Annotated in this window: 12 protein-coding genes; all 12 read left to right on the top strand. The window is 62.8% G+C overall.

What is annotated here, in order from left to right; translation table 11 throughout:
- The first annotated feature begins 67 nt into the window (after nucleotides 1–67).
- The 12 genes from JNB89_RS08365 to JNB89_RS08310 all read left to right on the top strand — a co-directional run bounded on the left by JNB89_RS08365 (nucleotide 68) and on the right by JNB89_RS08310 (nucleotide 13,856).
- Nucleotides 68–697 carry a tetratricopeptide repeat protein gene (locus tag JNB89_RS08365; RefSeq protein ID WP_013338802.1) on the top strand — a complete coding sequence of 210 codons (630 nt, stop codon included), beginning with the start codon at nucleotides 68–70 and terminating at the stop codon, nucleotides 695–697.
- A 60-nt stretch (nucleotides 698–757) separates the two neighbouring features.
- On the top strand, nucleotides 758–1,903 hold the full coding sequence (bamB, locus tag JNB89_RS08360; RefSeq protein WP_013338803.1) for an outer membrane protein assembly factor BamB: 1,146 nt from the start codon (nucleotides 758–760) through the stop codon (nucleotides 1,901–1,903).
- Between the two features lie 614 nt (nucleotides 1,904–2,517).
- Nucleotides 2,518–3,855, top strand: coding sequence for a ribosome biogenesis GTPase Der (der, locus tag JNB89_RS08355; RefSeq protein WP_013338804.1), 1,338 nt, complete (start codon nucleotides 2,518–2,520; stop codon nucleotides 3,853–3,855).
- A 154-nt stretch (nucleotides 3,856–4,009) separates the two neighbouring features.
- The gene (gene hfq, locus JNB89_RS08350) at nucleotides 4,010–4,246 is read left to right on the top strand and encodes an RNA chaperone Hfq (protein WP_006051315.1); all 237 of its coding nucleotides are present in this window, start codon (nucleotides 4,010–4,012) and stop codon (nucleotides 4,244–4,246) included.
- Between the two features lie 70 nt (nucleotides 4,247–4,316).
- Nucleotides 4,317–5,489 (top strand): GTPase HflX, encoded by a 1,173-nt coding sequence (gene hflX / locus JNB89_RS08345; protein ID WP_013338805.1) that lies wholly within the window; start codon nucleotides 4,317–4,319, stop codon nucleotides 5,487–5,489.
- A gap of 69 nt (nucleotides 5,490–5,558) precedes the next feature.
- Complete coding sequence (hflK, locus tag JNB89_RS08340) at nucleotides 5,559–6,956, top strand: FtsH protease activity modulator HflK (protein WP_220361887.1); 1,398 nt, start codon at nucleotides 5,559–5,561, stop codon at nucleotides 6,954–6,956.
- A gap of 12 nt (nucleotides 6,957–6,968) precedes the next feature.
- Nucleotides 6,969–7,874 (top strand): protease modulator HflC, encoded by a 906-nt coding sequence (gene hflC / locus JNB89_RS08335; protein ID WP_135894449.1) that lies wholly within the window; start codon nucleotides 6,969–6,971, stop codon nucleotides 7,872–7,874.
- 42 nt (nucleotides 7,875–7,916) lie between these two features.
- Nucleotides 7,917–8,108: a DUF2065 domain-containing protein gene (locus JNB89_RS08330; protein ID WP_013338808.1), complete on the top strand. Its 192-nt coding sequence runs from the start codon at nucleotides 7,917–7,919 to the stop codon at nucleotides 8,106–8,108.
- A 250-nt stretch (nucleotides 8,109–8,358) separates the two neighbouring features.
- The gene (locus JNB89_RS08325; RefSeq protein WP_220361886.1) at nucleotides 8,359–9,510 is read left to right on the top strand and encodes an ATP phosphoribosyltransferase regulatory subunit; all 1,152 of its coding nucleotides are present in this window, start codon (nucleotides 8,359–8,361) and stop codon (nucleotides 9,508–9,510) included.
- 264 nt (nucleotides 9,511–9,774) lie between these two features.
- Entirely contained in the window at nucleotides 9,775–11,121 is a 1,347-nt protein-coding gene (locus JNB89_RS08320; RefSeq protein ID WP_135894451.1) for an adenylosuccinate synthase, read from the top strand.
- A 3-nt stretch (nucleotides 11,122–11,124) separates the two neighbouring features.
- The gene (locus JNB89_RS08315; protein ID WP_013588876.1) at nucleotides 11,125–11,715 is read left to right on the top strand and encodes a phosphoribosyltransferase; all 591 of its coding nucleotides are present in this window, start codon (nucleotides 11,125–11,127) and stop codon (nucleotides 11,713–11,715) included.
- Nucleotides 11,716–11,969: 254 nt separating this feature from the next.
- Entirely contained in the window at nucleotides 11,970–13,856 is a 1,887-nt protein-coding gene (locus JNB89_RS08310; protein ID WP_220361885.1) for a potassium transporter Kup, read from the top strand.
- Nucleotides 13,857–13,921 lie beyond the last annotated feature (65 nt).

The following is a 13,921-nucleotide window of genomic DNA, read 5'->3' as shown; positions in this document are numbered from 1 at the left end:
TCGAGCCGGTTCTTTCCCGATCAGGCTCGACACACACCCGTAGCAAGAAAGAGGAAATCGCCGGGCAATGAGTTACCACGACGAACAAGAATCGATTGAAAGTCTGAAGGCTTGGTGGACGCAGTGGGGTAATGCAACCACGTGGATCGTGCTGGTGGCGCTGGTCGCCGCAGCCGGCTGGAACGGCTGGAATTTTTGGCAGCGGCGTCAGGCCGCGGAAGCGGCGGTGCTGTACGACCAGGTGCAGCAGGCCGTGGCATCGGGCGACAAGGCGAAGATCGCGCGCGTCGCCGCGGACATGGAAGACAAGTTCAGCCGGACCGCCTACGCGCAAATGACGGCGCTTGCCGCCGCGAAGGCACTTTACGCAGCCGGCGACGAAGGCGGTGCGAAAGCCCAGTTGCAATGGACCATCGACCACGCGAAGGACGACGAGTTCAAGCAGGTCGCCAAGCTGCGCCTCGCTTCGCTGCTGCTCGACGAAAAGGCCTACGACCAGGGCCTCGCTCTGCTCGCAGAGCCGCAGTCGGAGCCGTTCAAGGGCATCGTCGCAAACGGCCGCGGCGACCTGCTCGCCGCTCAAGGCAAGCGTGACGACGCGCGCGCGGCCTACAAGCTCGCGCTCGATGCGCTGCCGAAGAACGACACCTCAACGCGCCAGCTGATCCAGTTCAAACTGGACGCGCTGGGCGGCTAAGCGCCGCATGCAACGGCCAAGCGGCCTTTCTATAACTTTTCCTGAATGCTTCGTCCACCGATGAATCTGCTGAAACGATACGCTGTGCCCGTTGTCTGTGCGATGACCGTCCTCGCTCTCGCGGCATGCTCATCCACGAAAGACGAGCGCCGCGTGCCGACGCCGCTCACCGAGTTCAAGCCCGTGCTGGACGTGCAGCAAGTGTGGAAGACGAGCGTCGGCAAGGCAGGCCGCTACCTGTTCTCGCCGGTCGCGGTCGGCGACGCGGTTTATGCGGCTGGCGCCAACGGCTCGGTTGCGAAGATCGACGCGCAAACTGGTAAGGACATCTGGCGAGTCAAGCTGCACGACGACATTTCCGCGGGTGTAGGCAGCGACGGCACGTTGACGGCGGTCGGCGGCCTCAAGGGCGACGTCTATGTGCTCGGTGCCGACGGCAAGCAACTGTGGACTGCGAAGGCGCCTGGCGAAATCATCTCGCCGCCGCTCGTCGGCAATGGTCTCGTGGTCGTGCGGACGGTGGACGGGCAGATCGTTGCGTTCAACGCGCAAACCGGCGAGCAGAAGTGGAACTACCGCAACCGCGCTGTGCCGCTCAATCTGCGTGTGTCGTCGGGCATGACGTTCGCGGGCGACGCCGCCGTGCTGGCCGGTTTCCCCGGCGGCGCGTTCTCGGCGATCAATCTGCAAACGGGCGAGGCCTACTGGCAAACGCCGGTGTCTTACCCGAAGGGCGTGACGGAAGTAGAGCGCATTAACGACGTGACCGGCCCGCCCACACTGGTTGGTTCGGAAACCTGCGCCGTGACCTTCCAGGGCCAGCTTGGCTGTTTCGATGCGAACTCGGGCCGCGCGCTGTGGGAAAAGGCGTTTTCGAGCGCGAGCGGTCTCGCCCAGGACGACCGCGCGGTAGTCGCGGCGGACGACTGGTCGGTCGTGTCCGCGTTCGACGTGAATAACGGCACGCCGCTGTGGAAAAACGACAAGCTCAAGAATCGCGAACTGGGCGTGCCGTTTATCCTCGGTCATGCAGCAGTGCTGGGCGACTATCAGGGCTACGTGCACTTTCTGTCGCGCGACGACGGCACGCTGGTCGCCCGCGTGAAGACTGACGGCAGTGCGATTACCGCAGCACCGGTGCTGGCCGGCGAGACACTCGTCGTGCAAACACACGACGGTGACGTGTACGGCTATCGTCCGCGATAAACGCGTCGTAGCGGTCAAGCGTGCAGGCCGGCTTTGCCGGCCGCGCGTTTTTTCGCGGCGCGTACGTGCAAAGGCTTTGCTGTCCCTTCACGTGCCGCGGAACATGTAGTGCCGGGCCGTAATGCCCGCATGCAGTGTTCGGCATGCAATATCCGCAGACAGCACCGCGCAGCAGGAAAGTGAAGTTCGCCTGATTGGCTGGTCCGGCGAAGTCGACTGAAAGCGGCCCACGACATGGATCGACACGAGCGGCGGCACCCGCAACGCGCCAAGGCGGCACACGTAGGTGTTCAGTAAAACGGCCGATGCGGCCAGCCCCGGTCGATGCGGCGTGGACGTCGAATGGCACTGCGCCGCGAGACGCGCGGCATGGCCGTCGCAACGCCGCCGCATGACCGTCGCGCGAGCGGCCGTGCAGCAGGACGCAAGCCAGGCAGCCTGACGGTGCTGCGCATACAGCCAAATCCCCGTCCGCCTCGGCGCGCATCTGGAGAGCGCGTCCGGGGCAGGCCGAATTCGTGATAATTTTCGTCAAACGCTGCCGTGTAGTGGCGCAATGGCGTCGCCATGCGGTCGGTCGGTTCCGATCCGCGTTTCACCGTGAACAACATCTGATGAAACCCGTTATTGCCCTCGTCGGGCGCCCCAATGTGGGGAAATCCACGCTCTTCAACCGTCTCACGCGTTCGCGTGACGCGCTCGTTGCCGACCTGCCCGGTCTCACCCGCGATCGCCATTACGGCGAAGGGCGCACCGGCGAGCGGCCCTATCTCGTCGTCGACACGGGCGGTTTCGAGCCGGTCGCGAAAGACGGCATCCTGCACGAAATGGCGCGCCAGACGCGTCAGGCGGTGGAGGAGTCGGACATCGTCGTGTTCATCGTCGACGGCCGCAATGGCCTCGCGCCGCAAGACAAGTCGATTGCCGACTATCTGCGCAAGACCGGCCGCCCGATCTTCCTCGTCGTCAACAAGGCCGAGGGCATGAAGTACAGCGCGGTCGCGGCCGATTTCTACGAACTTGGTCTCGGCGACCCGCGCGCCATTTCCGCGGCGCACGGCGACGGCGTGACCGAAATGATCAACGAGGCGCTCGGCGTCGCATACGCGGGCCAGCCCGAAGAAAGCGACGACGACAAGGAAGCGCGCGGCGTGAAGATCGCCATCGTCGGCCGCCCGAACGTCGGCAAGTCGACGTTGATCAACGCGCTCGTCGGCGAAGAACGCGTAATCGCATTCGATATGCCGGGCACTACGCGCGATTCGATCTACGTCGACTTCGAGCGCCAGGGCAAGCCTTACACGCTGATCGATACGGCAGGCCTGCGCCGCCGCGGCAAGGTGTTCGAGGCGATCGAAAAGTTCTCGGTGGTGAAAACGCTGCAGTCGATTTCGGACGCCAATGTCGTGATTCTGCTGCTCGACGCGCGCCAGGATATTTCGGAGCAGGACGCGCATATCGCCGGCTTCGTGGTGGAGCAGGGCCGCGCGCTGGTGGTGGGCGTGAACAAGTGGGACGGGCTCGATTCGCATGTGCGCGAGCGCACGAAAGCGGATCTGGAACGCAAACTAAAATTCCTCGACTTCGCCAAATTCCATTTCATTTCCGCTGCGGAAAAGACTGGCATTGGCCCGCTGATGCGTTCTGTCGACGACGCGTACACGGCGGCCATGTCGAAGCTGCCCACGCCGAAGCTCACGCGTGCGCTGATCGAGGCTGTCGAGTTCCAGCAGCCGCGCCGCCGCGGTCCGGTGCGGCCGAAGTTGCGATACGCACACCAGGGCGGCCAGAATCCGCCGATCATCGTGATTCACGGCAACGCGCTCGACGCGATCACCGAAACGTACAAACGCTACCTTGAAAACCGCTTCCGTGAAACTTTCAAGCTGACCGGGACTCCATTGCGAATAGAGTTCAGATCGTCGACGAACCCTTACGCGGACAAAGGCTGAATCCCGGCTGAAACCCGCGTGTGCGTTGGGTTTGGCCGCTTGGGCAGGGGCCCCGCGCGAAAACGAAAATCGGCTATAGTGTAGCGGTTGACGGCGGATATCTTTTTCTTCTGTCGTCAATTCAGTCAACCTGCAAAAAAATACGGAGTTTGCTATGAGCAACAAAGGGCAATTGTTACAAGACCCGTTTTTGAACGCACTGCGTAAAGAGCATGTGCCGGTGTCGATCTACCTGGTCAACGGCATCAAGCTTCAAGGGAACATCGAATCGTTCGACCAGTACGTCGTGTTGCTCCGGAATACAGTCACCCAGATGGTCTACAAGCACGCAATCTCGACTGTCGTGCCAGCCCGTCCGGTGAATTTCCACCCGGATTCCGAACAGTCCTAACCCCGCCGCGGCCGGCGCAGCGTCGCCCGTTGGCGATCTTTCCGGCCGCCTCATTTTGATACCCTCCAATTTGATCAATGCAGCGCTTGTCGGCATCGACTTCGGTAAGATCGATTTCGAAGCCAGTCTCGAAGAACTCAGTCTGCTCGCGCAAAGCGCGGGTGCGAATCCTCTAGTCACTCTCACCGGGCGCCGGTCGAGCCCCGACGCGAAAATGTTCGTCGGCAGCGGCAAGGCCGAAGAACTGCGTCTTGCGTGTGAGGCGAACGACATCGAACTCGTCATTTTCAACCATGCTCTTGCGCCTGCGCAGCAGCGCAATCTGGAGCAGGCGCTTAATCGGCGCGTGGTCGATCGCACGAGTCTCATTCTCGATATTTTCGCGCAACGTGCCCGCAGCCACGAAGGCAAGCTGCAGGTGGAACTTGCGCAACTGCAGTATCTGTCCACGCGGCTAATCCGCGCATGGACTCACCTCGAGCGTCAGAAGGGCGGTATCGGTTTGCGCGGTCCGGGCGAAACGCAGCTCGAAACAGACCGCCGGCTGATCGGCGAGCGAATCAAGGCGCTCAAGTCGCGGCTCGACAAGCTGCGCCGCCAGCACGGCACGCAGCGCCGCCAGCGCTCGCGCAATCAGACCATGTCGGTGTCGCTCGTCGGCTATACGAACGCGGGCAAGTCCACGCTCTTCAATGCACTGACAAAAGCGCAGGCGTACGCGGCCAATCAGCTGTTTGCCACGCTGGACACCACTTCGCGGCGCGTTTATCTCGGCGACGAAGCGGGGCAGGTGGTCGTGTCCGACACGGTCGGCTTCATTCGCGAATTGCCTCACCAACTGGTCGCGGCATTTCGCGCCACGCTCGAGGAAACCATTCACGCCGATCTGCTCTTGCATGTCGTGGACGCGTCGAGCGCCGTGCGGCTCGATCAGATCGATCAGGTGAACGAGGTATTGCACGCAATCGGTGCAGACACGATCCGGCAGGTGCTCGTCTTCAACAAGATCGACGCGGTGCCCGAGTTGGCAGCCCGTGGCGAAGCGGTCGAGCGGGACGAGTATGGTAATATTTCGCGCGTCTTTTTGAGCGCGCGCACGGGGCAAGGGTTGGATACATTGCGCGCTGCCATCGCTGAGATCGCTACTGCCGAACCTCTTCCCGACACGCTGCTGGAAGCTTCGGAAGAAGACCGGTCGGCAGCTCCACGCGAGCACCGCAAGGTTCCAGAACTCGGGCACTGACCCATTCTGATTGCACTGACCCGCATTGACCCGCACTGACCCGCTGTCTACTCTGGTGAACGAACACAGGTGAACGATTACAACGAGCGGAGTATCTGGCTGCGCATGCGCGCCATGCTTTCACTGAACGATCCGCGCTGGGGCCGTGGCGACGGCAATGGCGAGCGCCAGCGACCGGTCGAGCCGAAGCGCCCGCAAGCCAAGGAAGGTGAAGGTCCGCCCGATCTCGACGAGATGTGGCGCGATTTCAACCGTCGTTTGAGCCGGATGTTCGGCCGCAAGGGCGGTGGCGTCGGCGGCGGGCGTCCGGACAATGGCCGTGGCGCGCGCATCGGCGTGGGCATCGTGATCGGCGTGCTGATCGCCATCTATCTTGGCAGCGGCGTGTTCGTCGTGCAGGACGGCCAGGCCGGCGTCGTAATGCAGTTCGGCAAGTATCGCTACACGGCGGGCCACGGTGTGCACTGGCGCTTGCCGTATCCGTTCGAAAATCACGAGCTCGTCAACATCGGCCAGGTTCGCCAGGTTGAAATCGGCCGCAACAACGTGGTGCGTCTCGCGAATGTGAAGGACGCGTCCATGCTCACGCACGACGCAGACATCGTCGACGTGCGCTTTGCCGTGCAGTACCAGGTACGCAAGCCGACCGACTACCTGTTTCGCAGTGTCGATCCCGATCAGAGCGTGATGCAGGCCGCGCAGGCGGCGGTGCGCGGCATCGTCGGTACGCGCAGCACGCAAGAGATTCTTGATCAGGATCGCGAAGCAATCCGGCAGCAGTTGCTTGCGGCTATTCAGAAATCGCTCGATCAGTTCCAGTCCGGCCTCGCTGTCACCGGCGTGACGATCCAGGCGGTGCAGGCGCCCGACCAGGTGCAGGGCGCGTTCAGCGAGGCTGCCAAAGTGCGCCAGGAGAACGAGCGCGCGAAGCGCGACGCCGAGGCCTACGCCGCGGACCTGCTGCCGCGTGCGCAAGCCGACGCGGCGCGCCAGATCGACGAGGCCAAAAAGTACAGCGACAAAACGATCGCACAGGCACAAGGCGACGCGGACCGCTTCAAGGAAGTGTATGCGCAGTACTCGAAGGCGCCCGCTGTGATCCGCGAGCGCATGTATCTGGAAACCATGCAGCAGATCTATTCGAATACGACCAAGGTGTTCGTGGACAACCGCGGCGGCAACAACGTGCTGTATCTGCCGCTCGACAAGCTCGTCGAGCAGAACCGTCAGCGTGCGGCGGATGCTGCGGCGGCAGCCACGGCGGCGTCCGCCGCGGCCGCATCCGCGTCTGGCGCCGCGCAGTCAACGAATTCTGCTTCCGCGGCGGGATCGGCCGCTGCCGCGCCGGGTGCCGTTTCCGGGCCGGCCGCTGCAGCCACGCCCGCGAGCCGCCCGGCGGCGGGCAGCGATCCGCTGCGTTCGCGCGAGTCCTTCCGCAATCGCATGCGCGAAGACGACGTTCAATAAGGAGCGCACAACATGAACAAGATCATTGCGCTCGTCGTTGCCGTTGTCATCGTGCTGTTCGCAGCATCGTCGATGGTGTTCGTGGTCGACCAGCGTCACATGGCAGTGCTGTCGTCCCGTGGCGACACGGCGCCGGCGCTGCTCGGGCCGGGGCTTCACGTGAAGTTGCCCCCGCCGTTGCAAACGGTCACGCTCGTCGATAACCGCATTCAGTCGCTCGACGCGCCGGACGAAGACCGCTACGTCACCGCGGACAAGACCGATGTGCTGGCCAACCCGGTCGTCAAATACCGTGTGACCGATCCGCTGAAGCTGCTCGCCGAGACGAAGGGCGACGTGCAGAGCCTTCCGGAGCGCCTCGCGCTTGTCGCGCGCAGCGCGCTAGGCGACGCGTTCAGCAAGTACACGCTGCCGGATGCCCTCGCCAAACAGCAGGCGCTCGCGGACGACGCGCGCGGCGCGATGGACAAAAGCGCGGCGTCGCTCGGCGTCACGGTGGTCGACGTGCAGTTGACGCGGGTGGACTTCCCGGCTTCGATGGCGGACTCGGTCTACAAGCGAATGATTGCGCAACGCGAGCAGATCGCGGCTGACGAACGCGCGAAGGGCGCCGCCGAGGCGGACAAGATCAAGGCGGACGCGGTCGCGCAGCAGCAGGCCATTCTCGCGGACGGCTACCGCCAGGCGCAGACCATCAAGGGCGAGGGCGATGCGCAGGCAGCGCAGATCGCTGCACAGGCATACGGCAGCGACCCCGAGTTCTATCAGTTCTATCAAAGCATGCAGGCATACCGGAACACCTTCAAGCCGGGCGACGTGATCGTCGTCGATCCAAGCAGCGAGTTCTTCCGCTTCATGCGTAGTCCGACCGGTGGCGCAGCCCCGGACGCTTCCGCGGCCTCGCGCAAACACCAATAACCGGGAACGCCGCGGCATTCGCATCGCGGCGGCTTCTTTCGCATGGATATAGTCGGCTCGTTACTGCTCGCGATCGCGTTGATGCTGATTATCGAGGGGATGTTCCCATTCGTTTTTCCGAGCGCCTGGCGCGACACGTTTCGTAGAATAGCGGAACGGCCCGCGCATCAGATCCGCATTGGCGGCCTGATCGTGATGTTGCTCGGGCTGGTTCTGCTGTTTTTCGTGACCTGACGCAGTGGACCGAGGCGGCGCGACTTAGGGCATGAGCCACCCCGCCGTGCTCGCGCGTCAGGCGCCGTGTGTTGCAAAAGGCGCTGCAATAAGGCACTGCGAGAGGCACTGCAAAATACGCGGCGATGCGGGCGTGCCGCAGCCGCCTTCCGTAGACCATCGGCCGTCGCCGGAAACAAGCCCTGGCCCGCCATTCACACTCATTACCGGCGCATTCTGCCGCCGTGTTCAACGTCGTAGGACTGTATCGATGTCGACCTGGTTACTCCCCGAGAACATTGCCGACGTGTTGCCGTCGGAGGCCCGCAAGATCGAAGAATTGCGGCGTCGTCTGCTGGACCGTTTCCGCTCGTACGGCTATGAGATGGTCATGCCGCCGCTGCTCGAGTACATCGAGTCGCTGCTGACGGGCAGCGCCCAGGATCTGAGTCTGCGGACGTTCAAGCTGGTCGATCAGCTGTCCGGACGCACGCTCGGGCTGCGCGCGGACATCACGCCGCAGGTCGCGCGTATCGACGCGCACTTGCTGAACCGTCAGGGCGTCACCCGTCTGTGCTACGCCGGCAATGTCGCGCACACGCGGCCGCGAGGGCTGCATGCCACGCGCGAGCAGATTCAGATCGGCGCGGAAATTTACGGCCACGCGGGTCTGGAAGCCGATCTGGAGATCCAGCAATTGATGCTCGACTCGCTTCATCTCGCCGGCCTCGGCAAGGTGCGCCTCGACCTTTGTCACGCGGGCGTGCTCGCCGCGCTGATCGAGGCGGAGCCGGCGGCGGCGGACCTCGGGCAGTCGCTGTACGACGCGCTAGCCGGCAAGGACGTGCCGCGTCTCGTCGATCTGACCGCCAATCTCACGGCCGTTACTCGCGACGCCCTGCGGGCGCTGCCTTCGCTTTACGGCGACGCCTCGGTGCTCGAGGAAGCCCGCGCACGTTTGCCGAACGCACCGGCCATTGCACGTGCGCTCGACGACCTCGCGTTCCTCGCGAGCCAGGTGGAAAGCGCTGAAGTCATGATCGACCTCGCCGATCTGCGTGGCTATGCGTATCACAGCGGCGTGATGTTCTCCGCGTATGTGGACGGCGTGCCGAACGCGGTTGCACGCGGCGGCCGTTATGACCACGTGGGGCAGTTCTATGGGCGCGCACGGGCGGCGACCGGTTTCTCGCTGGATCTTCGCGAAGTGGCGCGCATTTCGCCGGTCGAGGCGCGCAGCAGCGCGATTCTCGCGCCCTGGCAACACGACGACGCGCTGCGCGTGAGCGTGGCCGCGTTGCGCGATGCCGGCGAAGTCGTCATCCAGGCACTGCCGGGTCATGAGCACGACGTGGACGAATTTGCGTTCGACCGCGTGTTGGTCGAGCGCAACGGCGCATGGACAGTCGAGCCGCGCGCGTAAGCGTGTGAGCGTGTCACGCCAGCGCCCCCTGCGGGCTTGCGTGCGCGCGAATCCGCAGGCGCCTGCACTTGTCCTGCATGCGCCTCGATGCGCAGTCGGCTGCGGCGCGTTCACGGGTCAGCAGCGACCAGCAGCGGCCAGCACCGGCCGCGCTTCTTTCCAAATACCCACCATAACGTGCATACCGTTGAGCGGAAACGGAAAAATTCCGGAAGCGTCCGCGAACATAGGTAAAATACGTTTTTAACCAGCTTACGAAACAACATGTCTGCCAGCGCAGTGAATGTGAACCCCGGGCGTAACGTCGTCGTCGTGGGAACCCAATGGGGTGATGAAGGCAAGGGCAAGATCGTCGACTGGCTGACGGACCACGCTCAAGGCGTCGTTCGCTTCCAGGGCGGTCACAATGCCGGTCACACGCTTATCATCGGCGGCAAGAAAACCATCTTGCGTCTGATTCCGTCGGGCATCATGCATCCCGGCGTCGCGTGCTACATCGGCAATGGCGTCGTGTTGTCGCCGGAAGCGCTGTTCAAGGAAATCGGCGAGCTCGAAGCCGCGGGTATCGACGTTCAGAAGCGCCTGTTCATTTCCGAAGCCACTACGCTCATCCTGCCCTATCACATTGCAATCGACCAGGGCCGCGAAGCGCGCCGTGGCGCGGGCAAGATCGGCACCACCGGTCGTGGCATCGGCCCCGCCTACGAAGACAAGGTGGCGCGTCGTGGCCTGCGCGTGCAAGACCTGTTCGAGCCGGCCGCGTTCGCCGAACGTCTGCGCGAAAATCTCGACTATCACAACTTCGTGCTCACGCAGTATCTGGGTGTCGCCGCCGTCGACTTCCAGGAGACGCTCGACACGATGCTCAGCTATGCCGACCGTCTGAAGCCGATGGTTACCGACGTGTCGCGCCGTCTGTACGACGCGAATGCTGCCGGCAGCAATCTGCTGTTCGAAGGCGCGCAAGGCACGCTGCTCGACATCGACCACGGCACCTATCCGTTCGTCACGTCGAGCAATTGCGTGGCGGGCGCAGCAACGGCCGGCGCGGGCGTCGGTCCGCAAAAGCTGAACTATATTCTCGGCATCACCAAGGCCTATTGCACGCGTGTGGGCTCGGGCCCGTTCCCGAGCGAACTGTACGACGCGGACAACGCCGCGCGTCAGGAAGCCATCGGCCTGGAACTTGCAACCGTCGGCAAGGAATTCGGCTCGGTTACGGGCCGTCCGCGCCGCACTGGCTGGCTCGACGTCGCCGCGCTGCGCCGCTCGATCCAGATCAACGGCGTGTCGGGTTTGTGCATGACGAAGCTGGACGTGCTGGACGGCCTCGACGAAGTGAAGCTGTGCGTCGGCTATACGGTCGACGGTAAGCACGTCGATCTGTTGCCGCGCGGTTCCTCCGAAGTCTCCCGTTGTGAGCCGGTGTACGAAACCTTCGCGGGCTGGAAGGAGAGCACCGTCGGCATCAAGGAATGGGACAAGCTGCCGGCGAATGCACGCGCGTATCTGTCGCGTGTCCAGGAAGTGGCGGGCATTCCGATCGACATGGTGTCCACGGGTCCGGATCGCGACGAGACCATTCTGCTTCGTCATCCGTTCAAGGCTTAAGCGATGGTGCAAGGTGTACCCATGATTGCGATGAAAGATCCGCGCAACGACGACAAGAACCTGTGGGTCGGCTGGGACGAATATCACCGGCTGATCGAGTTGCTCGCTCTCGCGGTGCATGAGTCGGGCTGGAAGTTCGACAAGATCCTGTGCCTCGCGCGCGGCGGTCTGCGCGTGGGCGACCAGCTCTCGCGCATCTACGATCTGCCGCTCGCCATTCTCGCGACGAGTTCCTATCGCGAAGCGGCCGGCACGGAGCAGGGCGAACTGGACATCGCGCAGTACATCACGATGACGCGCGGCGAACTGCATGGCAATGTGCTGCTCGTCGACGATCTGGTCGATTCTGGCGTGACGCTCGCACGTGTCCAGCAGCATCTGAAGGAGCGCTATCCGGCCATCACGGCGGTGCGTTCGGCGGTGCTCTGGTACAAGGGCTGTTCGAAGGTGAAGCCCGATTATCACGTGCAGTATCTGCCTACCAATCCGTGGATTCATCAGCCGTTCGAGGAGTGGGACACGGTTCGCCCGCACAACCTCGGCGCGTGGATCAAGCGCGGCATGGCGCAAGCGCAGGAGTCCTCGGAAAAGTGATGCGTATGCAGCGCGTCCAGAGCGGAGCCCGACGGGGCTCCGTTTTTTTATCCACGCGCAGACGCGCGGCGCGCTTCGCAGGCAGGCAATGACATTGAGCGCGCCGCAATTCGCGCAGCAGACGCGCACATATCGCAGTGCTACACTGCGCGGACCATCCACGTGGTGTATCCACAACAAGCCGGGCGGCTTCGGGCAGTCAGTTTAGAATAGCGGTCGTTTTTTCCGCCCAGGAAACGGATTTCCTCGCGTTTATGACAGATAACAATCACGAGCACAAACAGCCACTGCCCGCGCTTGCGCTGGCCGCGATCGGAGTGGTGTTCGGCGACATCGGCACGAGCCCGCTGTATGCGCTCAAGGAAGCGTTCAGTCCGTCGCACGGTATTGCGCTGACCGAGCAATCCATTCTCGGCGTGATTTCGCTGCTCTTCTGGGCGATCGTCATTGTGGTCGGCATCAAGTACGTGTTGTTCGTGATGCGCGCGGACAATAACGGCGAGGGCGGCGTGCTCGCGCTGATGGCGCTGGCGCTGCGTTCGCTGGATGAAAAATCGAAAATGGCCGGCTTGCTGATGATGCTCGGCATCTTCGGCGCCTGCATGTTTTACGGCGACGCGGTGATCACACCGGCCATATCGGTGATCTCCGCGGTCGAGGGGCTCGAGATCGCGGCGCCTCATCTTTCCCATCTGGTGTTGCCGCTCACCATCCTCATTCTCGTGCTGCTGTTCTGGATTCAGCGGCACGGTACCGCGACGGTCGGCCGGCTGTTCGGCCCCATCATGCTGCTGTGGTTTGCGGTGCTCGCCGCGCTCGGCATCTGGCACATCGTGCAATCGCCGAGTGTGATCCGCGCGCTGAATCCCTATTACGCGTACTCCTTCATGGCGGCGCATGTGCTGCAAGCCTACGTCGTGCTGGGTTCGGTCGTGCTGGTGCTCACGGGTGCCGAGGCGCTTTACGCGGACATGGGCCACTTCGGCGCGAAGCCTATCCGCATGGGCTGGTACTGCCTCGTCATGCCTTCGCTGGTGCTGAACTATTTCGGCCAGGGCGCATTGCTGATGCACGATGCCAAAGCAATAGAGAATCCCTTCTTCCTGCTGGCGCCGCAGTGGGCATTGCTGCCGCTGATCGTACTGTCCACCATCGCGACCGTGATTGCTTCGCAGGCCGTGATATCAGGCGCATATTCGCTGACGAGCCAGGCGATTCAGCTCGGCTACGTGCCGCGCATGAAGATCCTGCACACGTCGGAGCTGGCAATCGGCCAGATCTATGTGCCGGTGGTGAACTGGATGCTGCTCTTCATCATTCTGTGCATCGTGATTGCGTTCAAGAGCTCCGATAACCTTGCCGCCGCATACGGCATCGCGGTGACGGCGACCATGGTGATCACCACGATCCTGGCCTGCGTCGTGATGGTCAACGTATGGAACTGGAACAAGATCCTCGTCGCGCTGATTATTGGCGTGTTCATGACGATCGATATCGGCTTTTTCGGCGCGAATCTGCTCAAGGTCGAAGAGGGTGGCTGGCTGCCGCTCGGTATTGGCGCGTTGCTGTTCTTCCTGCTGATGACCTGGTTCAAGGGCAGGATGATCGTGAAGGAGCGCACGGCGGCCGACGGTATTCCGCTCATGCCGTTCCTGCAAGGGCTGCTCGCGCATCCCCCGCATCGTGTTTCAGGCACCGCCATCTACCTGACGGGCAGCGAATCGCTGGTGCCGGTGAGCTTGCTGCATAACCTGAAGCACAACAAGGTGCTGCATGAACGCACCATCTTCCTGACTTTCGTCACGCGCGACATTCCGTATGTGAACGACGCGGAGCGTTTGACGGTGAGGAATATCGAAGGCGGTCTGTATCTCGTCAAGGCCGCTTACGGCTTTAACGAAACGCCGGACGTGAAGGCCGTGCTGGCGGAAATCAGCCGCACGCACGACATGACGTTCGAGCTGATGGATACGTCGTTCTTCCTCGCCCGCGAAACAGTCGTGCCCACGCAATTGCCCGGTATGTCGGTGTGGCGCGAACGTGTGTTCGCGTGGATGCATCAGAACGCCGCGAAGCCGACCGACTTCTTCAGCATTCCCGCGAACCGCGTCGTGGAGCTAGGAACGAAGATCGAGATCTGAGCACGTGCGCGCTGTCCGCGTGCGGTCTGCTGCGCGGCGCAGAAGCAAAAAACCCACGCCATGGC

The sequence above is a fragment of the Paraburkholderia phenoliruptrix genome (assembly GCF_019511605.1).
Classification (GTDB): domain Bacteria; phylum Pseudomonadota; class Gammaproteobacteria; order Burkholderiales; family Burkholderiaceae; genus Paraburkholderia; species Paraburkholderia phenoliruptrix_A.
Note: the sequence above shows the minus strand (reverse complement) of the source record. Positions and strands in the feature narration are given on the sequence as shown.